This window comes from Burkholderia sp. Bp8991 (assembly GCF_003853795.1).
Taxonomy (GTDB): Bacteria; Pseudomonadota; Gammaproteobacteria; order Burkholderiales; family Burkholderiaceae; genus Burkholderia.
Genome location: NZ_QTQJ01000008.1, coordinates 1 through 20,753, shown reverse-complemented (window position 1 = coordinate 20,753; position 20,753 = coordinate 1). Strand labels below are relative to the sequence as shown.

General features: G+C 68.2%; 22 protein-coding genes and 1 pseudogene. 9 read left to right on the top strand and 14 right to left on the bottom strand.

The genetic code is table 11. The annotated features are described in order from the left end of the window. The first annotated feature begins 17 nt into the window (after nucleotides 1-17). From DIE02_RS11150 to DIE02_RS11130, 4 genes are all read left to right on the top strand, one after another. Nucleotides 18-1,016: a 2-hydroxyacid dehydrogenase gene (locus tag DIE02_RS11150; RefSeq protein ID WP_124522820.1), complete on the top strand. Its 999-nt coding sequence runs from the start codon at nucleotides 18-20 to the stop codon at nucleotides 1,014-1,016. Between the two features lie 143 nt (nucleotides 1,017-1,159). Further along, on the top strand, nucleotides 1,160-1,951 hold the full coding sequence (bluB, locus tag DIE02_RS11145; protein ID WP_124528996.1) for a 5,6-dimethylbenzimidazole synthase: 792 nt from the start codon (nucleotides 1,160-1,162) through the stop codon (nucleotides 1,949-1,951). Between the two features lie 382 nt (nucleotides 1,952-2,333). Further along, nucleotides 2,334-3,503 (top strand): MFS transporter, encoded by a 1,170-nt coding sequence (locus DIE02_RS11135; RefSeq protein WP_124488716.1) that lies wholly within the window; start codon nucleotides 2,334-2,336, stop codon nucleotides 3,501-3,503. Between the two features lie 125 nt (nucleotides 3,504-3,628). Continuing rightward, nucleotides 3,629-4,789, top strand: a complete 1,161-nt coding sequence (locus DIE02_RS11130) for an MFS transporter (RefSeq protein ID WP_124488715.1) — start codon at nucleotides 3,629-3,631, stop codon at nucleotides 4,787-4,789. Between the two features lie 237 nt (nucleotides 4,790-5,026). Here DIE02_RS11130 and fahA read toward each other — a convergent pair whose 3' ends face one another. From fahA to DIE02_RS11105, 5 genes are read right to left on the bottom strand one after another with little or no spacing between them, the layout of a single operon-like run. After that, nucleotides 5,027-6,331, bottom strand: a complete 1,305-nt coding sequence (gene fahA, locus DIE02_RS11125) for a fumarylacetoacetase (protein ID WP_124488714.1) — start codon at nucleotides 6,329-6,331, stop codon at nucleotides 5,027-5,029. Further along, a complete protein-coding gene (gene hmgA, locus DIE02_RS11120) occupies nucleotides 6,328-7,662 on the bottom strand; it encodes a homogentisate 1,2-dioxygenase (protein ID WP_044844108.1) in 1,335 nt (444 codons plus the stop codon). Before hmgA ends, fahA begins: the two co-directional genes overlap by 4 nt. Nucleotides 7,663-7,677: 15 nt before the next feature. Further along, nucleotides 7,678-9,039, bottom strand: a complete 1,362-nt coding sequence (locus tag DIE02_RS11115; protein ID WP_124528994.1) for an MFS transporter — start codon at nucleotides 9,037-9,039, stop codon at nucleotides 7,678-7,680. After that, the gene (locus tag DIE02_RS11110; RefSeq protein WP_044844106.1) at nucleotides 9,036-9,266 is read right to left on the bottom strand and encodes a DUF2783 domain-containing protein; all 231 of its coding nucleotides are present in this window, start codon (nucleotides 9,264-9,266) and stop codon (nucleotides 9,036-9,038) included. The genes DIE02_RS11115 and DIE02_RS11110 overlap by 4 nt, the downstream gene beginning before the upstream one ends. A 29-nt stretch (nucleotides 9,267-9,295) precedes the next feature. Then, entirely contained in the window at nucleotides 9,296-10,984 is a 1,689-nt protein-coding gene (locus DIE02_RS11105; protein WP_124528992.1) for an FAD-dependent oxidoreductase, read from the bottom strand. A 380-nt stretch (nucleotides 10,985-11,364) separates the two neighbouring features. Here DIE02_RS11105 and DIE02_RS11095 point away from each other — a divergent pair, with 380 nt between their 5' ends. After that, the gene (locus DIE02_RS11095) at nucleotides 11,365-12,168 is read left to right on the top strand and encodes an EAL domain-containing protein (protein WP_044844104.1); all 804 of its coding nucleotides are present in this window, start codon (nucleotides 11,365-11,367) and stop codon (nucleotides 12,166-12,168) included. Between the two features lie 144 nt (nucleotides 12,169-12,312). Here the strand turns inward: DIE02_RS11095 and DIE02_RS11090 are convergent, their stop codons facing one another. Next, nucleotides 12,313-13,104, bottom strand: a complete 792-nt coding sequence (locus tag DIE02_RS11090) for an IclR family transcriptional regulator (protein ID WP_124488710.1) — start codon at nucleotides 13,102-13,104, stop codon at nucleotides 12,313-12,315. A 123-nt stretch (nucleotides 13,105-13,227) separates the two neighbouring features. On the opposite strand from DIE02_RS11090, the gene DIE02_RS11085 reads away from it, so the two are divergent. Further along, nucleotides 13,228-14,415 (top strand): acyl-CoA dehydrogenase, encoded by a 1,188-nt coding sequence (locus DIE02_RS11085; protein ID WP_124488709.1) that lies wholly within the window; start codon nucleotides 13,228-13,230, stop codon nucleotides 14,413-14,415. Nucleotides 14,416-14,553: 138 nt separating this feature from the next. On the opposite strand, the gene DIE02_RS11080 is transcribed toward DIE02_RS11085, so the two are convergent. Further along, a complete protein-coding gene (locus DIE02_RS11080; RefSeq protein WP_034182833.1) occupies nucleotides 14,554-15,192 on the bottom strand; it encodes a peroxiredoxin in 639 nt (212 codons plus the stop codon). A gap of 319 nt (nucleotides 15,193-15,511) precedes the next feature. On the opposite strand from DIE02_RS11080, the gene DIE02_RS11075 reads away from it, so the two are divergent. The 3 genes from DIE02_RS11075 to DIE02_RS11065 all read left to right on the top strand — a co-directional run bounded on the left by DIE02_RS11075 (nucleotide 15,512) and on the right by DIE02_RS11065 (nucleotide 16,815). Then, complete coding sequence (locus DIE02_RS11075; protein ID WP_044844101.1) at nucleotides 15,512-15,814, top strand: YqjD family protein; 303 nt, start codon at nucleotides 15,512-15,514, stop codon at nucleotides 15,812-15,814. Between the two features lie 124 nt (nucleotides 15,815-15,938). Then, on the top strand, nucleotides 15,939-16,328 hold the full coding sequence (locus DIE02_RS11070; RefSeq protein ID WP_044844100.1) for a phage holin family protein: 390 nt from the start codon (nucleotides 15,939-15,941) through the stop codon (nucleotides 16,326-16,328). Nucleotides 16,329-16,371: 43 nt separating this feature from the next. Further along, nucleotides 16,372-16,815, top strand: a complete 444-nt coding sequence (locus tag DIE02_RS11065; protein ID WP_124488708.1) for a DUF3318 domain-containing protein — start codon at nucleotides 16,372-16,374, stop codon at nucleotides 16,813-16,815. A 78-nt stretch (nucleotides 16,816-16,893) separates the two neighbouring features. On the opposite strand, the gene DIE02_RS11060 is transcribed toward DIE02_RS11065, so the two are convergent. The 7 genes and pseudogenes from DIE02_RS11060 to glyA form a co-directional block, all read right to left on the bottom strand. Further along, nucleotides 16,894-17,346, bottom strand: a complete 453-nt coding sequence (locus tag DIE02_RS11060; RefSeq protein WP_124488707.1) for a type IV pilin protein — start codon at nucleotides 17,344-17,346, stop codon at nucleotides 16,894-16,896. Further along, a complete protein-coding gene (locus DIE02_RS11055; RefSeq protein WP_124488706.1) occupies nucleotides 17,343-17,891 on the bottom strand; it encodes a pilus assembly protein in 549 nt (182 codons plus the stop codon). Before DIE02_RS11055 ends, DIE02_RS11060 begins: the two co-directional genes overlap by 4 nt. Before the next feature lie 106 nt (nucleotides 17,892-17,997). Next, on the bottom strand, nucleotides 17,998-18,837 hold the full coding sequence (locus DIE02_RS11050) for a PilW family protein (protein WP_124528990.1): 840 nt from the start codon (nucleotides 18,835-18,837) through the stop codon (nucleotides 17,998-18,000). Further along, a complete protein-coding gene (locus DIE02_RS11045) occupies nucleotides 18,821-19,243 on the bottom strand; it encodes a hypothetical protein (protein ID WP_044844097.1) in 423 nt (140 codons plus the stop codon). The genes DIE02_RS11050 and DIE02_RS11045 overlap by 17 nt, the downstream gene beginning before the upstream one ends. Then, nucleotides 19,240-19,797: a GspH/FimT family pseudopilin gene (locus DIE02_RS11040; RefSeq protein ID WP_124528988.1), complete on the bottom strand. Its 558-nt coding sequence runs from the start codon at nucleotides 19,795-19,797 to the stop codon at nucleotides 19,240-19,242. Before DIE02_RS11040 ends, DIE02_RS11045 begins: the two co-directional genes overlap by 4 nt. A 152-nt stretch (nucleotides 19,798-19,949) precedes the next feature. Next, nucleotides 19,950-20,429: a transcriptional regulator NrdR gene (gene nrdR, locus DIE02_RS11035; RefSeq protein WP_006760615.1), complete on the bottom strand. Its 480-nt coding sequence runs from the start codon at nucleotides 20,427-20,429 to the stop codon at nucleotides 19,950-19,952. A gap of 6 nt (nucleotides 20,430-20,435) precedes the next feature. Then, nucleotides 20,436-20,753: pseudogene (glyA, locus tag DIE02_RS11030) on the bottom strand (serine hydroxymethyltransferase); the annotation flags it as partial.

Genomic DNA, 20,753 nt, shown 5'->3' with positions numbered 1-20,753 from the left:
GCCATCGGAGGTGCAGCGTGCGCGTGATCCTGTTCAGCAGCCGGCAGTACGACGACGAATCGTTCACCGCCGCCAATCGGTCATTCGGTTATCGGCTGCACTTCCAGCCGTCGCACCTCGACGCGGAAACCGCGATCCTCGCGCACGGCTATGAGGTCGTCTGCCCGTTCGTCAACGACACCGTCGACGCGGCCGTGCTCGAACGGCTCGCCGACGGCGGCACGCGCCTGATCGCGCTGCGCTCGGCCGGCTTCAACCATGTCGACCTGGCGGCCGCCGAGCGGCTCGGCATCGCGGTCGTGCGGGTGCCCGCATATTCGCCGCATGCGGTCGCCGAACACGCGGTCGCGCTGATCCTCGCGCTCAACCGCCGGCTGCCGCGCGCGGTCGCACGCACGCGCGAAGGCGACTTCTCGCTGAACGGCCTGCTCGGCTTCGACCTGCACGGCAAGACCGTCGGCGTGATCGGCACGGGCCTGATCGGCCGCGTGTTCGCGAAGATCATGATGGGCTTCGGGATGCATGTGCTCGCACACTCGATGCCGCCGTACGACGAGGAGCTGATCGCGTACGGCGCGCGCTACGTCGAGCTGGACGAACTGCTGCACCATGCCGACATCATCAGCCTGCACTGCCCGCTGCTGCCGTCGACGCACCATCTGATCAACGCGCAGACGCTCGCGCGGATGAAGCACGGTGCGATGCTGATCAATACCGGCCGCGGCGGCCTGGTCGATGCGCCGGCGCTGATCGACGCGCTCAAGAGCGGCCAGCTCGGCCATCTCGGGCTCGATGTCTACGAGGAGGAAAGCGGCCTCTTCTTCGAAGATCACTCCGACCTGCCGCTGCAGGACGACGTGCTCGCGCGCCTGCTGACGTTCCCGAACGTGATCGTCACGTCGCACCAGGCGTTCTTCACGCGCGAGGCGCTCGCCGAGATCGCGCACACGACGCTGCTGAACATCGAGGCGTGGCACGCCGGCACGCCGACCAACGTCGTCACGACGGGGCGCTGAGCCACGTCGTTCCGCACGGCGTTGGCGCAGCGCCTGAGCGCACGCGATCCATCAAACGATTCGTCAATTTATTTCGACTGATGTAACGCTGCGCGCGCGGCGTCTGCTATCGTTGCGCCGACCTCCCCCTGCTTCTGCCGCTCATGCGTTTCGACGACTCCGCCATTGCCGCGGTCTACCGCGCCATCTTCGAACGGCGCGACATGCGCCACTTCACGCCGGCACCCGTCGATCCGGCCACGCTCGCGCGGCTGCTGCGCGCCGCGCACCACGCGCCGAGCGTCGGCTTCATGCAGCCGTGGCGCTTCATCCGCATCACCGATCCCGCGCTGCGCACCGCGATCCATGCGCTGGTCGAGGCCGAGCGCCGCGCAACCGCCGACGCGCTCGGCGAGCGGCAGGACGAATTCATGCGGCTGAAGGTCGAAGGCGTGCGCGAATGCGGCGAACTGCTGGTCGTCGCGCTGGCCGACGACCGCGAGCGCCACGTGTTCGGCCGCCGCACGCTGCCGGAGATGGACCTCGCGTCGGCCGCCTGCGCGATCCAGAACATGTGGCTCGCCGCGCGCGCCGAAGGGCTCGGGATGGGCTGGGTGTCGCTGTTCGATGTCGACGCGCTGCGCACGTTGCTCGGCATGCCTGCAGGTGCGAAGCCGATCGCCGTGCTGTGCGTCGGGCACGTCGACGCGTTCTATGCAAAACCGATGCTCGAGGAAGAGCGGTGGGCCGCGCGGATGCCGATCGAGGCGTGCCTGTTCGAAAACGGCTGGGATGCGTCGGCGGCCGGGGTCGCCGATGGCAACGCAGCATCCGGCGCGACCGGCGGATCATCGCCGTCGCCGTCGCCGTCGCCGTCGCCGTCGCCGTCGCCCGAGCTTGCCGCACCTGACGACCGCTCCGGCTCGACACCCACCGGCGCCCTGTCCGACCGCTGACGGGATGCACGAGGCGCGGAACGGCCGCTTCGCCGGTCTTGCTCCGACCCGATATTACGCCTCCCCTCGCCCTCGCCCTCGCCCTCGCCCTCGCCCTCGCTCTCGCCCTCGCTCTCGCCCTCGCTCTCGCCCTTGCCTTGCCACCGAGCGCCGAGCGCCGAGCGCCGAGCACTGAGCACTGAGCACTGAGCACTGAGCACAGCCAAATCCCACACTTTGGGCGCATCTTGGCCGTCACCCGTCGCACGCCGGCAACAACCATTTTGACCCCGAGCATAGGGGTTTTCACTGAAGTAGAATCGCGGCTGATATCTCCTCGCCCCGCCCCTTCCGCGCATGCCGCGCCGATCTCGGGCCGCGGCCTTTTCCGTAGCCCACCGCGATGCCATTACCTCTTTTCGCCCTTGCCGTCGCCGCATTTGGAATCGGTACCACCGAGTTCGTGATCATGGGGCTGCTGCCCAACGTCGCCCGCGACCTCGGCGTATCGATCCCGGCCGCCGGGATGCTCGTGTCGGGCTACGCGCTCGGCGTGACGATCGGCGCGCCAATCCTCGCGATCGTCACCGCGAAGATGCCGCGCAAGCGCGCGCTGATGGGCCTGATCGGGCTGTTCATCGCGGGCAACCTGTTCTGCGCGATCGCGCCCGGCTATGCGGTGCTGATGGCCGCGCGGGTCGTCACGGCGTTCTGCCACGGCGCGTTCTTCGGGATCGGCTCGGTGGTCGCGAGCAACCTCGTCGCGCCGAACCGCCGCGCGCAGGCGATCGCGCTGATGTTCACCGGCCTCACGCTCGCGAACGTGCTCGGCGTGCCGCTCGGCACCGCGCTCGGCCAGGCGTACGGCTGGCGCGCGACGTTCTGGGCCGTCACCGGCATCGGCATCGCCGCGGCCGCCGCGCTCGCGGTATGCCTGCCGAAGCACCTCGCGATGCCCGACAGCAGCATCACGCGCGAATTCAGCGTGCTGAAGCACCCGCAAGTGCTGATGGTGCTCGGCATCAGCGTGCTCGCGTCGGCGAGCCTGTTCAGCGTGTTCACGTACATCACGCCGATCCTCGAGGACGTGACGGGCTTCTCGCCGCGCCAGGTCACCTACGTGCTGCTGCTGTTCGGTCTCGGCCTGACCGTCGGCGGCACGCTCGGCGGCAAGCTCGCCGACTGGCGCCGGATGCCGTCGCTGATCGCGACGCTCGCGCTGATCGGCATCGTCCTCGCGCTGTTCGCGGGCACGATGCACCTGCCGTTCGCGGCACTCGCGACGATCTTCGTCTGGGGCATCCTCGCGTTCGCGATCGTGCCGCCGCTGCAGATCCTGATCGTCGATCGCGCGAGCGACGCGCCGAACCTCGCGTCGACGCTGAACCAGGGCGCGTTCAACCTCGGCAACGCGACGGGCGCGTGGCTCGGCGGGATGGCGATCGGCTCCGGCGTGTCGCTCGTGAACCTGCCGTGGGTCGGTGCGGCGATGGCGGTCGCCGCGCTCGCGCTCACGTTGTGGTCGGCGTCGCTCGAACGCCGCCCGGTGAGCGGGCCGACCGGATACGTATGACGCGTGCGCGGCGGCACGGCGCGCGTCCGCGCCCGCGCGCCGCCGCGATCGTTGCGCACGCAACCCCATTCGATCCTGACGGCCTTCATGGACCTTTCAGGGGCCACGGTGTAGCATCGCGGCCGATGAAAGCCATTCTCAATCGTGATTTCCTCGCGCTGATCCTCAGCGTCGCGGTGGTCGGTCTCGGCACCGGCGCCACGATGCCGCTCACCGCGCTCGCCTTGACCGAAGCCGGACACGGCACCAACGTCGTCGGCATGCTGACGGCCGCGCAGGCCCTGGGCGGCCTCGCGATCGTCCCGTTCGTCACCGCGCTCGCACGGCGCATCGGCGCGCGCCGCGCGATCGTCGTGTCGGTCGTGCTGCTCGCCGCGGCCACCGCGCTGATGCAGTTCACGTCGAACCTGATCGTGTGGGGCGCGCTGCGCGTGCTGTGCGGCGCGGCGCTGATGCTGCTGTTCACGATCGGCGAGGCATGGGTCAACCAGCTCGCCGACGACTCGACACGCGGCCGCGTGGTCGCGATCTACGCGACCAATTTCACGCTGTTCCAGATGGCGGGCCCGGTGCTCGTCAGCCAGATCGCCGGCGCGACGCGCATCCGCTTCGCGCTGTGCGGCGCGCTGTTCCTGCTCGCGCTGCCGGCGCTCGCGACGATCCGGCGCGCGCCGCTCGCCGGCGACGACGCACATCACGCAGCGCACGACAGCTGGTTCGCCGTGCTGCCGCGCATGCCCGCGCTGATCATCGGCACGGGCTTCTTCGCTCTGTTCGATACGCTCGCGCTGTCGCTGCTGCCGCTCTATGCGATGGATCACGGCGTCGCGAGCGCGACCGCCGTGCTGCTCGCGTCGATCATGCTGTTCGGCGACACCGCGATGCAGTTCCCGATCGGCTGGCTCGCGGACAAGCTCGGCCGCGAACGCGTGCACCTCGGCGCCGGCTGGATCGTGCTCGCAGGCCTGCCGCTGCTGCCGTTCGTGATCGCGAACCCGTGGCTATGCTGGCCGCTGCTGTTCGTGCTGGGCGCGGCGGCCGGCAGCATCTACACGCTGTCGCTCGTCGCGTGCGGCGAACGCTTTCGCGGCGCGGCGCTCGTCACCGCGAGCTCGCTCGTGTCGGCGTCGTGGAGCGCCGCAAGCTTCGGCGGTCCGCTGGTCGCCGGCGCATTGATGGAGCAACTCGGCAGCAACGCGCTGATCGGCGTGCTGGTCGTCTGCGTCGCCGCGTTCGTCGCGGCAGCGCTGTGGGAACGACGCGCCGCGTTGCAGCGCGCGGTCTGACGTTGGCGTTGGCGTTGATGCTGACGCCGATGCCGATGCCGATGCCGATGCCGATGCCGATGCCGACGCTAACGCTGGCGCCGACTCAGACACCCTGACACTGAAACGCGTGCGCAGCATCACCCACCAGCACGCATCGACGCACACGCGCGCCCCGCCGACAAAACGAAAACGGCCCACTTAATGCGGGCCGCCCTGTCCTTCCGGACTACGCGCTACATGTCGCGCCGCGATCCGTCACGCGCCCCGCGCGGGAAGGATCTTGCCGGCACAGGTGCCGAAGCCGACGCGATAACCATCGCCCTGGCACCACCCGGCGAGCGTGAGCTCGTCGCCGTCCTCGATGAACGCGCGGCTGCCGCCGCCGTTCAGCGCGAGCGGCTCCTTGCCGTTCCACGTCAGTTCGAGCAGGCTGCCGAACGAATCCTTCGTCGGCCCGCTGATCGTGCCCGAACCCATCAGGTCGCCCACGCGCGTGTTGCAGCCTGCGACCGTGTGATGCGCGAGCTGCTGCGCCATCGTCCAGTACATGTGCCTGAAGTTGGTGCGGCAGATCGACGTCGCTTCGGGCGCACCTTCGGCGCGCAGCGTCACTTCGAGCGCGATGTCGAATGCATGCTTGCCCGCGTGCCGCAGATACGCGAGCGGCTGCGGCGACTGTTCGGGCTGCGCGACGCGAAACGGTTCGAGCGCGTCGAGCGTGACGATCCAGGGCGAGATCGTCGTCGCGAAGCCCTTCGAGTTGAACGGGCCGAGCGGCACGTATTCCCACTGCTGGATGTCGCGCGCGCTCCAGTCGTTCAGCAGCACCATCCCGAAGATGTGCGCTTCGGCATCCTCGCACGCGATCGGCTCGCCGAGCGCATTGCCGCGGCCGACGATGAAGCCCGTCTCCAGTTCGATGTCGAGCTTGCGGCACGCGCCGAACACCGGACGCTCCTGGTCGGGCAGCTTCAGCTGCCCATTCGGGCGCCGCACCGGCGTGCCGCTCACGACCACCGACGACGCACGGCCGTTGTAGCCGATCGGCATCTCCGACCAGTTCGGCAGCAGCGCATTCTTCGGATCGCGAAACATCGAGCCGACGTTGGTCGCATGCTCCTTCGACGAATAGAAATCGGTGTAGCCGGGAATGTCGACCGGCAGGTGCAGCGTCGCATCGCGCTGTGCGACGAGCGCTTGCGCGCGCAACGCGGCGTCATCGCGCAGTCGCGCGTCGTCGCGCGAAAACAGCGTCGACAGTTGCACACGCACGCTGCGCCACGCATCGCGGCCGAGCGCGATGAACGCATTGAGCGTCGGCGCGGCGAACACGTCGGCGCCGGCCGGCAGCGTCACGAGGCCCGCACGCGCGAGCGCGGCGAGGTCGACGATCTGGTCGCCGAGCGCGACGCCCGCGCGGCGCGCCGGTTGCTTCGCATCGCTGAAGATCCCGAACGGCAGGTTCTGGATCGGGAAATCGCAGGCGGGATCGTTCGCCGTCTCGACCCAGCTCTTGCGAGCCGGGTCGAGCGTCGCGCGCCAGTCTTGGGTATCGCTCATCGTTGCTCCGGATTGAAGTGTTTCCTGATGCCTTGCCAGCATTCGAAGTAGTCGGCCTGCAGCTGCGCGGTGTCGAGCGCATAGCGCGTCGGCCGGATCAGCGTGCGGGTTTCGAACATGAACGCCATCGTCGCGTCGACCTTGTGCGGCTTCGTCGTGTCGCTCGCCGACGCCTTCTCGAACGTGTCCGCGTCCGGCCCGTGGCCCGACATGCAGTTGTGCAGGCTCGCGCCACCCGGCACGAAGCCTTCGGCCTTCGCGTCGTACGCGCCGTGCACGAGCCCCATGAACTCGCTCGCGACGTTGCGGTGGAACCAAGGCGGGCGGAACGTATCCTCGGCCGCGAGCCAGCGCGGCGGGAAGATCACGAAGTCGATCGTGTCGACGCCCGGCGTGTCGCTGGGCGACTGCAGCACGAGAAAGATCGACGGATCGGGATGGTCGAAGCTGATCGAGCCGATCGTGTTGAACAGGCGCAGGTCGTATTTGTACGGCGCGTAGTTGCCGTGCCACGCGACGACGTCGAACGGCGAATGGCCGATGTCCGCGCGCCACAGGCGCCCGTTCAGCTTCGCGACCAGCTCGAACGCGCCCTCGCGATCCTCGTACGCGGCCTGCGGCGTGAGGAAATCGCGCGGGTTCGCGAGGCCGTTCGAACCGATGGGGCCGAGGTCCGGCAGGCGCAGCAGCGCGCCGAAGTTCTCGCAGATGTAGCCGCGCGCATCGCCGTCCGGCAGCGCGACGGAAAAACGCACGCCGCGCGGAATCACCGCGATCTCGAACGGCTCGACGTCGAGCCGGCCGAATTCGGTCGCGATGAAGAGCCGCCCCTGCTGCGGCACGATCAGCAGCTCGCCGTCGGCGCTGTAGAAAAAGCGGTCCTGCATCGAGCGGTTCGCCGCGTACAGGTGGATCGCACAGCCGTTCATCGCGGCCGCCGAGCCGTTGCCGGCCATCGTCACGAGCCCTTCGACGAAATCGGTCGGCTCGACCGGCATCGGCAGCGGATCCCAGCGCAGCTGGTTCGGCGGCGTCGGCGGCACGTCGGCCGAATCGCCGAATTCCGACACGAGCCGCTGCGGGCCCGTGAACGGCTCGAACGGCCGGTGCACGGCCGCCGGCCGGATCCGGTACAGCCACGAGCGGCGGTTGTGGCTGCGCGGTGCGGTAAACGCGGTGCCCGACAGCTGCTCCGCATAGAGCCCGTACGGCGCGCGCTGCGGCGAGTTGCGGCCGTGCGGCAGCGCGCCGGGCAGCGCCTCGGTCGCGAATTCGTTCGCGAATCCGCTCAGGTAGCCGGCGGTCGCCGGTTTCGACAGGTCAAGCGTCATCGTTTCCTTTCTCCATCAATTCAAGGCGGCGTTCGGCGCCTGCGCACCATTGCGCCGCGTGACGCCGGCCAGGCCCAGCACGAACAGCGCCGAGCACAGCACGGGCACCGCGGCTGCATGGAACAGCGCGCCGTTGGTCCAGTTGAGCGCAATCAGTTGTCCGCCGACGAGCGGCCCGAGCACCGAGCCGATCCGGCCGATGCCGAGGCTCCAGCCAATGCCGGTCGAGCGCAGCGACGTCGGGTAATACTGGCCCGCGAGCGCGTTCACGGCCGGCTGCCCGCCGACCACGCAGAACCCGCCGGCGAACACGACGAGCAGCAGCCACGGCAGCGCATGCGCGACCGAGCCGATCAGCCCCACCGACACGGCCGCGCATGCGAAGCACGCGAACAGCACGCGCACGAAGCCGTAGCGTTCGATGAACCAGCCGAGCGACAGCGTGCCGATCACGCCGCCCGTCTGCAGCACAGTGCCGACGATCACCGCCGTTCCCGGCGAATAGCCCGCGTCGCGCATCACCGTCGGCAGCCAGTTCGACAGGAAGTACAGGTCGATCAGGTTCATGAAGCTGATTGCCCACAGCAGCAGCGTGACCGGCAGGCGGCCATGACGGAACAGCTCGGCGACCGGCGCGCCGCTCGCCGCGCGCTCGCGCACGACGAGGCGCGTGTTCGCGTCGATGCCGGCCTGCGGCGCGAAGCGCGCGAGCCAGGCGCGTGCCTGCGCGTCGCGCCCTTTCAGCACCAGGAACTGCAGCGATTCGGGCAGCCGCGCGAACATCGCGAGCGTCAGCACCAGCGGCACCGCGCCGCCGACGAAGAACACCGAGCGCCAGCCGAGCGCCGGAATCAGCGCGGCGCTGATGAAGCCGCCGAGCGCGGCGCCGAGCGTGAAGCCGCACGACACGATCATCATCCGCTTCACGCGATGGGCGGCCGGGCTGAACTCGCCGACCAGCGCCATCGCGTTCGGCATGATGCAGCCGAGGCCGAGGCCCGTGACGAAGCGCAGCGCCATCAGCACCGGGATCGAACCCGCGAACGGCGTCGCGAGCATCGTCACCGCGAAGAACAGCGTCGAGCCGATCAGCACCGGGCGCCGCCCGATCCGGTCGGCCAGCACCGACAACCCGAGCGCGCCGAGCAGCATCCCGAACAGGCTCGCGCTGAACACGGGCCCGAGCGCCTGCTTCGGCACGCCCCATTCGGCGATCACGCTCGGCGCGACATACCCCATCGCCTGCGCATCGAAGCCGTCGATCACGAGACACAGCCCGCACAACACGAGCAGCATCCAGTGAAAGCCCGGGCGATGCGTGTCGTCGATCACGCGCTCGACTTCGAGCACGCGCGCGTCGGCCGGCGCCGCGCTCATTGCGCCGCCTCGGCGGCCGGATGCACGGGCGGCGTCACGCCCTGGCGCGCGAGCGCCATCGCTTCGCGCAGCACGTCGGCGTCGCCGATCTGGTTCGCGAGCAGCAGGATCAGCTTCGCGTTGACGAGCTGGCTGTCGGCGTCCGACAGGTCGCGATGCATGTCGATCAGCGCTTCGTAGAACGCGTCCGGATCGGCCAGGCGCGGGCGGGTGTCGAGTCGGGGCATGACGGGTGTCTCCGGTATCGTTGTCGTGGTCAATGCGCGGTTGCGCGTGCGCAGGTCGCGCGCGCCAGTGCGTCGGCGATCGCCTGGCGCTCGAGCGTGCGCATCCGTGCGCAGACGTGCTGGTCGGGACGCAGCAGGTAGAACGTGCCGGGCTTCGCGTCGTAGCGTTGCGCGACGAAACCGTCGACGTCCTCCACGACGTCGACGCCGGCCACCGGTTGCGCGTGCCCGGCCGGCACGACCAGCACCGGCCGCACCGGCAGCGCGAGGCCGTCGAGCGCCTGCGCGAGCGCGGCGGCGTCGCCCGGCAGCCCGAACAGCATGCCCGCGAAGCCGTCGCCCAGATGCCGCAGCAGCCAGCCGGACGCACCCTGCGCGCGCACCGGCGCATCGGCCGCCGCCGCGCCCGGCCGCATCGCGCACGCGAACGCGTCGCCGTTGCGGTCCGGCGTGTTCAGCGGCGAATCGGTCAGCACGGCAGGCACCGACAGGCGGCCGCTGTTCACGAGCTTGCGCGCGAATTCGCAGTCGCGCGCAAGCTTCAGTGTCGCGTCGCGGAACACGCGCGACACCGCGCTCTTCGGCGTGATGAAATCGGTCGAGCGCGTCGAATTGCGGATGTTCTCGTCGGCCGCGAACTCGCGCTCGCTCGCGTAGGTGTCGAGCAGGCGGTCGTCAGCGCAGCCGTCGAGCACGAGCTTCAGCTTCCACGCGAGGTTGTCCGCGTCCTGCACGCCGCTGTTCGCGCCGCGCGCACCGAACGGCGACACGCCGTGCGCGGAATCGCCCGCGAACAGCACGCGGCCGTGACGGAACGTGTCCATCCGCTGGCAGCGGAACGTATAGACGCTCACCCATTCGAGCTCGAACTCGACGTCCGGCCCGAGCAGCGCGCGCACGCGCGGGATCACGCGTTCCGGCTGCTTCTCGGCGACCGGATCGGCGTCCCAGCCGAGCTGGAAGTCGATGCGCCACACGTTGTCGGGCTGACGGTGCAGCAGCACCGACTGGTTGCGATGGAACGGCGGATCGAACCAGAACCAGCGTTCGGTCGGGAATTCCGCCTTCATCTTCACGTCGGCGATCAGGAAGCGGTCCTTGAACGTGCGGCCGCGGCTCTCGAGGCCCATCGCCGCGCGCATCGGGCTGCGCGAGCCGTCGGCCGCGATCACGTATTGCGCACGCAGCGTCTCGATCCCTTCCGGCGTCTCGACGGTGAGCGTGGCGTGTTCCGCCGATTGCGCGACGCCCGTCACCTTGTGCTTCCAGCGAATGTCGAGGTTGGGCAGCGCGAACGCGCGCTCGGCCAGATAGCCTTCGACGTAGTACTGCTGCAGGTTGATGAACGCGGGACGCGCGTGGCCTTCCTCCGGCAGCAGGTCGAACGCATACAGCTGTTCGTCCTGCAGGAACACCTTGCCGACATGCCAGCTCACGCCCTTGTCGACGAAGCGCTCGCCGCAGCCGAGCCGGTCGAAGATCTCGAGCGTGCGCTTCGCGAAGCAGATCGCGCGCGAGCCCGTCGACAGCGTGTCGTCGTCGTCGAGCAGCACGACCGGCACGCCCTGCTGCGCCAGGTCGATCGCGGCCGACAGGCCCACCGGGCCCGCGCCGACGACGATCACCGGGTGGAGGGTCGCGTCATCGCCGGCGGCGCGCGTCGCGCGCGGCCGGTAGTCGAACTTCAGCGTCTGGTAATCGATGCTCATGGTCGCCATCCGCTCCTCAACCCTGCCGTGCGCATGCCGGCGCGCGCAGCGTCGTTCCGCTCATGCCCGTTGCCCGCCGCCGCCGCGGCCCGCCCTGTTCCGTCCACTTCCTGTCAACCGCCACGTCTCGCTCCTTGCTTCCTGTTGATCCGATTCGGGAAACGGCACCGCTGCGGGCGCCCGAACGCCGCTTTTCTTGATCGGCGACATATTCTTGGATTTACGAATAGTAAAACCAATTACGAATAGTGAAATCAACGTAAACCCTAGCCGCCGGTTCCGGAACGGGATAACCATATGAGCGAAACGCCAAGCCGAGCCGGGCTCGCGCTGCTAATATCGAGAGATGAGGCGGCCCTTTCGGCCGCCATTTTTTCCTTCCCACGCCGATGATTCCGCCCAACATTCCCGAGCTGGTCGTCCGTGCCGGGCAACTGCCGTATCTGCGTGAACACCTTGCGCTCGCCGAGGGCGGCACCGCGTGCGCCAATCTGCCGGAGCGCACGCTCGCGAGCGCCTATGAACCGATCTACGACGTGACGATGCCCGGCGCGCCGCAGTCGACGTCGTTCGCGGACGCGATCGAGCGCTACGGCGACGAACTCGGCTTCCAGGCCGTCACGCTGGTCACGGGCACGCCGCACGACCCGGTCGATTCGGCCGTCGACGACCAGACACTCGTCGCGATCGACCGGCTGTCGCGCGCGCTGCACGCGATCAACTTCTTCGGCGCGCAACGTCACGGGCTGCTGTTCCTGCGCGTGCACGAGCGGCTGCTCAAGAGCGTGAAGTACGACCACGGCAAGCATTTCTCGTCGGTGCTGCAGCGCTTCGGGCTGCCGACCGAGCGGATCGTGATCGAGCTGCCGGCCGTCGCGGTCGCGCACAAGACCTTCCTCGGCTACCTGACGCGCAGCTACCAGCATCACGGCTTCAAGGTCGCCGACAAGCTGCCCGACCCGGGCCGGATCCTCGCGGTCGAATCGGAGATGGCGCGACCCGACTACATCAAGATGGATGCGGGCATCGCGCTGCGCGACGGGATGGTGAAGGCGCTGGTCGCGTATGCGCAGCGCGTGCGGATTCCGCTGATTTTCGACGGCGTCGTCGACGAGACGCAGTGCGAGCTGCTGCGCCAGCACGACGTGCGGTTCATGCAGGGGCCGGTGTTCGCGAAGGTCGTCACGGCCTGATTGGCGGTGTGGCTGCCGGCGCGCGGGGAGCGCCGCGCAGGATCGTGGATTCGATTCAGCGAGCGGGTAGCGGTGAGGATCGGGATGTCGGCGCGCCCGCTCGCGTGCCCGGGCGCCCCGGCGACACGCCGCGCAGGGCCTGTTTCAGCCCGTCTGCCCGAGCCGCTGCGCGAGCGCCTTCAGCTTCGGCCCGACCTGCGTGCGGAACACGTCCTCGTCCATCGACGACGCAGGCCCGCTGCAGCTCAGGATCAGCCAGCGCCCCTCGCGCGGCTCGCGAAACGGCACGGCCGCCGCGTTCACGTCCATGTGCCACGCGCGGAACGAATAACAGCATCCGCCCGCGGAGAATTCGGCCACCGCGTCCTGGGCTGCCGCGACGAGTGCATCCGCATCGGCCGCGCCGCCCGCCGCCCGGTGCAGATCCGCGTAGAGCGCGCGGCGCACGTCCTCCGGCTGCACGGCCAGGTACGCGCGCCCCATCGAGCTCGTCAGCATCGACAGCCGCGAGCCGGGCGCCAGCCCGAGCGTCAGCGCCGTTTCGCTGCGGATCGTCTCCAGATAGATCATGTCGAGCCCGTCCCGGCAGCCGAGCGACACGGCCGCGCCGATCTCGCGCGCGAGCGCCTGCATGTGCGGCCGCGCGAGATCGAGGGTGCCCGAGCCGGACAGCAGCGCGTAGCCGAGCGACAGCACGCCGGCGTCGAGCGCATACTTTCCGAGCGTCTCGTCGTAGCGCAGGTAGCCGAGCACGGTCAGCGTGTAGGCGAGCCGGTTCACCGTCGCCTTCGGCAGCCCGGTGCGCTCCGCGAAGTCGCGATTGCCGAGCATCGTCTCGCCGGGCCGGAAGGCGCGCAGCAGGTCGAGCCCGCGCGCGAGCGCAACGACGAACTTGCGTTCGTCGATCGTGGTTTCGTCGATGGTTGAAAGCGTCATCTGATGCTACACTGGGTTCGTTTTGCAAAACATTGTTCCGCACAGCGGAACCTGAGTCAAGCGAACTTTAGACATCGGGCCAGGCGGCGAAGCGCCAACCCGGGGCCGACAGGAGATGAAACGATGGTTGCTGCAACTTTTCATTGGGACGATCCGCTGCTGCTCGACCAGCAACTGACCGAAGAAGAGCGGATGGTGCGCGATGCCGCGCACGCGTACGCGCGGGACAAGCTCGCGCCGCGCGTGACCGAAGCGTTCCGCCACGAGCGCACCGACGCCGAGATCTTCCGCGAGATGGGCGAGATCGGCCTGCTCGGCCCGACGATTCCTGAAGAATACGGCGGCCCCGGTCTCAATTACGTGAGCTACGGGCTGATCGCGCGCGAAGTCGAGCGCGTCGACTCCGGCTACCGCTCGATGATGTCCGTGCAGTCGTCGCTCGTGATGGTGCCGATTCACGAATTCGGCTCGGACGCGCAGAAGCAGAAATACCTGCCGAAGCTCGCGAGCGGCGAATGGATCGGCTGCTTCGGGCTGACCGAGCCGAACCACGGCTCCGACCCGGGCAGCATGGTCACGCGCGCGAAGAAGGTGCCCGGCGGCTATTCGCTGTCCGGCGCGAAGATGTGGATCACCAACTCGCCGATCGCCGACGTGTTCGTCGTGTGGGCGAAACTGGAAGAAAACGGCAAGGACGCGATCCGCGGCTTCATTCTCGAGAAGGGCTGGAAGGGACTGTCGGCGCCGGCGATCCACGGCAAGGTCGGGCTGCGTGCGTCGATCACCGGCGAGATCGTCCTCGACGAGGTGTTCGTGCCCGAAGAGAACCTGATGCCGGACGTGAGCGGCCTGCGCGGCCCGTTCACGTGCCTGAACTCGGCGCGCTACGGGATCGCCTGGGGCGCGCTCGGCGCAGCCGAGTCCTGCTGGCACACCGCGCGCCAGTACGTGCTCGACCGCAAGCAGTTCGGCCGCCCGCTCGCCGCGAACCAGTTGATCCAGAAGAAGCTCGCCGACATGCAGACCGAAATCACGCTCGGCCTGCAAGGCGTGCTGCGTCTCGGCCGGATGAAGGACGAAGGCACGGCGGCCGTCGAGATCACGTCGATCATGAAGCGCAACTCGTGCGGCAAGGCACTCGACATCGCGCGGCTCGCGCGCGACATGCTCGGCGGCAACGGCATCTCGGACGAATTCGGCGTCGCGCGCCACCTCGTGAACCTCGAAGTGGTGAATACGTACGAAGGCACGCACGATATCCATGCGCTGATCCTCGGCCGCGCCCAGACGGGCATCCAGGCATTCTTCTGATCATTCGCCTGCCCGGCGCGGCGCCCTTCGCGTCGCATCGTCGCCGCTGAAACGACACGGCCCGCCCGGCATCGCTGCCGGGCGGGCCGTTTTCATCGACGCGCGTTCGTCACGCGCCGCCGAGGCGGCAGCCGCTCCTTACTTGTTCGGCTGCGGCGTGAGGCGCAGGTACGGCCGCACGGCGTTGAAACCCTTCGGGAAGCGTTTCTTCAGCTCTTCCGGATCCTGCAGCGACGGCACGATCACGACGTCGTCGCCGTCCTTCCAGTTGCCGGGCGTCGCGACCTTGTAATTGTCGGTCAGCTGCAGCGAGTCGATCACGCGCAACACTTCGTCGAAGTTACGGCCGGTGCTGGCCGGATAGGTGATGGTGAGCCGCACCTTCTTGTTCGGATCGATCACGAACAGCGAGCGCACCGTCAGCGTTTCGTTCGCGTTCGGGTGGATCATGTCGTACAGCTGCGAAACCTTGCGGTCCGCGTCGGCGATGATCGGGAAACCGACCACGGTCGACTGCGTTTCGTTGATGTCGTTGATCCAGCCCTTGTGCGATTCGACGCCGTCGACCGACAGCGCGATCACCTTCACGTTGCGTTTCTCGAATTCGCCCTTCAGCTTCGAGGTCAGCCCGAGTTCAGTCGTGCACACCGGCGTGTAATCGGCCGGGTGCGAGAACAGGACACCCCAGCTGTCGCCCAGCCACTCGTGAAACTTGATGGGGCCCAGGCTCGATTCCTGCTCGAAATCCGGTGCGATGTCGCCAAGACGCAGACTCATGATGTTCCCTCCTCGAACGATGCTGGTTGAAACCGCGCGCTGGATGGCGCGGGACAGTCCATCAGCTTACGGGAAGCAATGAGACATGCGAACGATTATTACGTTTGATATTCATACTTTTTTGTCATTTTTGCCGGGTGGCGGCGCGGCACGAATGGCGTCCAGGGAAACTTTTCGTATCGTCTGAAGCTCTGTTGACGATTACGAGTCGTTTACCATGCAGTCTTGCACTGCCGCCGTTTATTTGTCCCGGCTCGCCAGCGGGCAGGCGTTTCGCTAGGATGTGAACCTGCAGCATGACAGCATGAAGGGAGTTGCAATGTCGGAAATCAACAAGGAGAAACTGATGTCGGATATCAAAACCGTTCTCGCGGACGCCGAGGATCTGCTCAAGCAAGCGGCGAGCAGCACGGGCGACCGTGCGGCGGAACTGCGCGAAAAAGCCCTGTCGCGCCTGAAGCAGGCCAAGGAAAAGGCAACCGACGTCCAGGTCGTGGTGGTCGAGAAAGGCAAGAAGGCCGCGCGCGCGACCGACGACTACGTGCACGAGCATCCGTGGACGTCGATCGGCGTCGCCGCCGGCGTCGGTGTGCTGATCGGCCTGCTGATCAACCGCAAGTAACGCGCTCGGCGCCGTTCCGCCCCATGCGCCGCCCGGTGCGGCACATGGGCGCCGAAGCCGGCCGGCGGTTCGCCGCCGGCCAGCTTTGACCTAGACGCTCACTGCGCGCGCAAGCGCCTTATTCATGACGACAGACACCCACTCGCAGCCGTCCGGCCAGGGACCGTTGCGCCGCTTCGTCGGCTCCGCGATCGGCCTGCTGCAGACGCGCCTCGAACTGGTCGGCATCGAACTCGCCGAGGAGAAGGAACGCCTGATGGGCGTGCTGTTCCTCGGGCTCGCGGCCATGATGCTCGCGACGATGGCGCTCATCAGCCTGACCGTGCTCGTCACGATCGCGTTCTGGGACACCTACCGGTGGCAATCGCTCGCGGTCATCACCGCGCTGTACGCGATCGCCGGTATCGCATGTGCGCTGAAGGCGCGCACGGGCCTGCGCGAGGCGCCGACCGTGTTCGAAGCAACGCTCGCCGAGCTCGAGAAAGACCGCGAGGCTTTCCGCGGCAAGCCGTGAACGCAGTCGCGTTCACCCCTCTCACCTACTTCGCCGACGCGCCATGAGCCAGAACGTCACGGGCCACTCGCCCCGCCCCCATTCGTCGCGATCGAAGTGGAGCGCGTCGCAGCATCGCGCGCTCCGCAAGGAATTGCTGATCCTGCGATCCGAGGTCGAGCGGCTCGAGCTTGCCGAAGCCGCCGCCGAAATGCGCCACGCCGTCACGCGCTTCAGCTGGCTCAAGGTGTTCATCCCCGGCCTGTCGAGCGGCAAGTTGAGCCAGTCCGCCAAGAACCTGAACGCGAACCTCGGCCAGCTCGTCAACCAGTATCCGATGCTGAGTTCGCTCGCGTCGCTCGTGCTGGCGAAACCCATTCGATCGCTGCTGCGCGCGAGCGCGGGCCCCGCGCTGAAGTGGGGCACCGTCGGCTTCGCCGCGTGGGAGTTCTACCGGATCTGGAAACAGTCGCGCGATGAACGCGCAATGGCCGCGAACGACGACTGATACGCAACGACGGGCGTGCACGGCCATCCGGCGGTGCGCGTTTTCCGTGCGTGATCGGACGATCGGGTAATCGGGCGATCAGCGCACGCCCCAGCATGTCCGCCCCAGTGTCTCGGACGCTGCGTCGCTCGATCCCGTATTGCCTTTCGTGCCGTCCGAACGCAGTGTGAATGCGCCGCATGCATCGGCACGCATCGGGCCTGCCTCGAGCGGGTTCGCAACGAGTTCGTAGACGACCTGCGCATCGTCGCCGACCGATCGTTTCAGCCCCACGCGGTAAATCGCCTGCCCGTCCGGCGGTGCCTGTGCGTATGCATCCGGCAACGTCTGCGGCGCCGGGCCGTCGAGCGTTTCGAGATATTGAGCGGCGCGATACAGCGCGGCAACCGCGGACGCGCGATGCATGCGCGCGACATGTTCGCGATACGACGGGACGCCCCACGCGGCCAGCACAGCGACGATCGCAAGCACGATCATCAGTTCGAGCAACGTGAACGCCGCCGACCGGCGCAGCAATCCAGGCGCTTTCATCGATGCACCGCCGCGACGCGACGCCAGCGCTGCGCCACAATGCGTCCGTCGCGCAGCGCGACCTGGCTCTGCAGCCAGACCACGCTCGACGCATGGCCGCCGACACCACGCGCGGTGACGAGGTAAGCGCGACTCCCTTGCGGACCGACGCCTCGCCAGGCCTCGATCAGGCAACGCGGCGGCTGGGCCGCCATCGGCCAGGAGGCGAACGGTGCGAATGCATCGTCGACGCCCAGCGCGGGCGTACGCCGCCATGCATCCGGCTCGCCGGGTGATAGCGGTTCGTCCATGTACGGCGCCCCGCCGCGGAGCAATCGCGCGGTACAGGCTGCCAGTGCTGCGTCGGCCGCGTGAAATGCAATCAACCGGTCCGACAATGCACGCGTGCGGCGCGATTCCGTCAGCGCGGATTCGAACCATGTGCCGGTCAGCGCGGCGACCGCCGCGCCGACAGCGATCACGGCAGGCAATGCAAGGCCCGCGTCGCGACGCCAGCCGCGGCTGGCGGATGGAAAGCGTGCGCGCGTCGTTCTTCCGCTCAGCATGAGGCCCTCACCGCTTGCTGTGAGTCGAAGAAAGCAACGATGCGCCCCCTTGCGCGGACGGCCGCGATTCGCATCGCAAGCTCGCCGACGAATTCGGTTGCATGGATCATCGCGCTACCTCGTGGTCCTGCGCCGCGTCACGGACGGGATCCGCGAATGCGACCGCGGCATTGCGCAACGCGACGATTCGATGCAGCACCAGATGCGCGCGATCGTCCCGCGAAACGGCCGTGCGGCCGTCGCAATCGACATGACGCGCGGGCCCGTCAATCGGTTCGCCACGCGCCCGCACGCATACATGCACGGCGACGACATCGTGCCAGTCGCCGGCACCCATCGCCTCCGCGTTGACGAACCGCGCGCCTGCGCGACGCAGGTAACGGACCCGCAGCTGATCGATGCCGGACACGACGGGCTGCGGCGTACCCGGGCGCCCGCTTCCCTCGCAGTACAACTCGGGCTCGCCCGTCGACGGGCTGACATGCGCGTCGAAACGGTTTTCCACGAGCGACCGCTCACCGGGAGCGCCGACACCCTGCCCGAGACAATCCGACACCTGTGCACCGACCGTCGGCCACGTCGACACGGCATCGCCGACATACCGAACCAGCACCGCATCCGACGCTGCGCGCACGGCTTCGCAGCGCACCTGCGCGCCATCGCCTCGCACGCGCCCCGCGGAACAACCGAACACCGGCGGCAGCGATGACGCCCCTTCGACATCGAGCGGACGAAACCCGGCCATCTGGATCTGCTGGCCGATCAGCATCAGCGCGGTCGCGGCCGCATCGCGCATCCGGAACCCGTCTTCCGCGCGCCGCTGCGCGATGCGCTGGGCGTGGTACAGCGCACCGGCCGCGGCAAGCACGAGCAGGCCGACGGTCATCGCGATCAGCACTTCGAGCAGTGTATGCGCGCGGCTGCGGCGATCAGCGTTCGTCCGCATCGGCATGGGCCTCCCGAAACGGTATCCGCACGCACGACGCCGGCTTGACCGTAGCGCCCGCACCTTCACATCGCGTGGAAGTCGCCGCGTAGGCGTTGGTGTCGCGCCAGCCGACCACCACGTAGCGGACACCGGCCGGTCCATCGTCGAGTGTCATCGTGCCGCCGGGCAGCGATGCAGCCGCGAGCGCCGCGATGCCGTCGTCGGCGCCCGTCGCCGCGCGCCGGCGCTCGATGCGAGCGTCGGCCAGCCACAGCGCGCGTTCACGCCAGATCGTCGCCCGCTGCGTGCGCGTCATCGCGAGCTGACTGCCGGCCACGGCCAGCATCACGGTTGCGAGCAACGCGATGGCCAGCACCGCTTCGAGCAGCGACGTGCCGCGCATCGACTTGCGTGCGCACGTCATGCCGCGTCGCAACGACCGGCGACGACGCGTGCCCGACCGCCCGCCGCGATCCGGATGCAGCGCGATACGCGTGCGTCATCGCCGGGCAGCGCACGCTGCGGACGCAATTCGAAACGCCGGATCCCGCCGATCACCTGGCCTGCCGACGGCGCAAATGCCAGATCGTGCGCCGCGCCCGCGATAGCGACGTCGGCATCGCGCGGATAGCGCCGCAGCACGCGCGACTGCCCGTCGAACTGCCCGCTGACGATCCAGCCGCACGACCATTCCGCCGGATCGCACCGCTCGCCGGGCCGCACGCAGTCGCCATCGCGCCCGGCCCTGCACAGCGTGACACGCACGCCGAGACGCGTCGCCTCGGTGCGCGCGAACGACAGCGCACCAAGCAGCGCGAGCGCGCGGGCCTCCACGCGTTCGCGCATGCGCCACTGATCGAATGCGGGTGCGGCGTAAAGTCCGATCGCGGCTGCCAGCGCGATCGCGACCATCAACTCGACGAGCGTGAAGCCGCCGCATCGCATGCGTTTTTCAACACCCTGCCGGTGCAGTCCCATCGCGATCGCCCTCCGTCAACGTGATGCGTCGACTGTAGCGACGCGAGCGAACGCGCGCCATTGGCCGAACGGCCGACTGGCGACGTGCGATCGCAGCCGACACAATCGGCGCGAACTGAACCACGGAGAAGACGATGAACGGACGCAGCGCGTCAGCGCTTACGCGGAGGCTTGGAGGGGGACGCGCGACGGAACTCTTCGATCACGTCGGCAAATTCGGAAACGTCCTCGAACCGGCGGTAAACCGACGCGAAACGGACATAGGCGATCGTATCGAGGCCGCGCAGCTCGTTCATCACGAGCTCGCCGAGCTTCTCGCTACGCACTTCACGCTCGCCGGTTGCGAGCAGCTGATATTCGATGCGGGCGACCGCCGCGTCGATCGCGTCAGCCGCAACCGGCCGCTTGCGCAGCGCGAGTTGCATGCTGGCGACGATCTTGCGACGGTCGAATTCCGTGCGGCTGCCGTCCTTCTTCACGACGGCCGGCAGGTTCAGCTCGACCCGCTCGTACGTCGTGAAGCGCTTGTCGCAAGCCGAGCAACGACGGCGCCGACGAATCGCGGCGCCATCTTCGGACACGCGCGAGTCGACGACCTGCGTGTCCTCATGCCGGCAGAACGGGCAGCGCATGCCGGATCAGCGATAGACCGGGAAACGCTTCGTCAGCTCGGCCACTTGCGCGCGCACGCGCTCGATCGTCGCTGCATCTTCCGGGTTCTCGAGCACGTCGGCGATCAGGTTGCCGACCTGCTCGGCTTCCGCCGTGCCGAAGCCGCGCGTCGTCATCGCCGGCGAACCGAGGCGGATGCCGCTCGTCACGAACGGCTTCTCCGGATCGTTCGGGATCGCGTTCTTGTTCACCGTGATGTGCGCCGCGCCGAGCGCCGCTTCCGCTGCCTTGCCCGTGATGTTCTTCGCGCGCAGGTCCACCAGCATCACGTGGCTTTCGGTGCG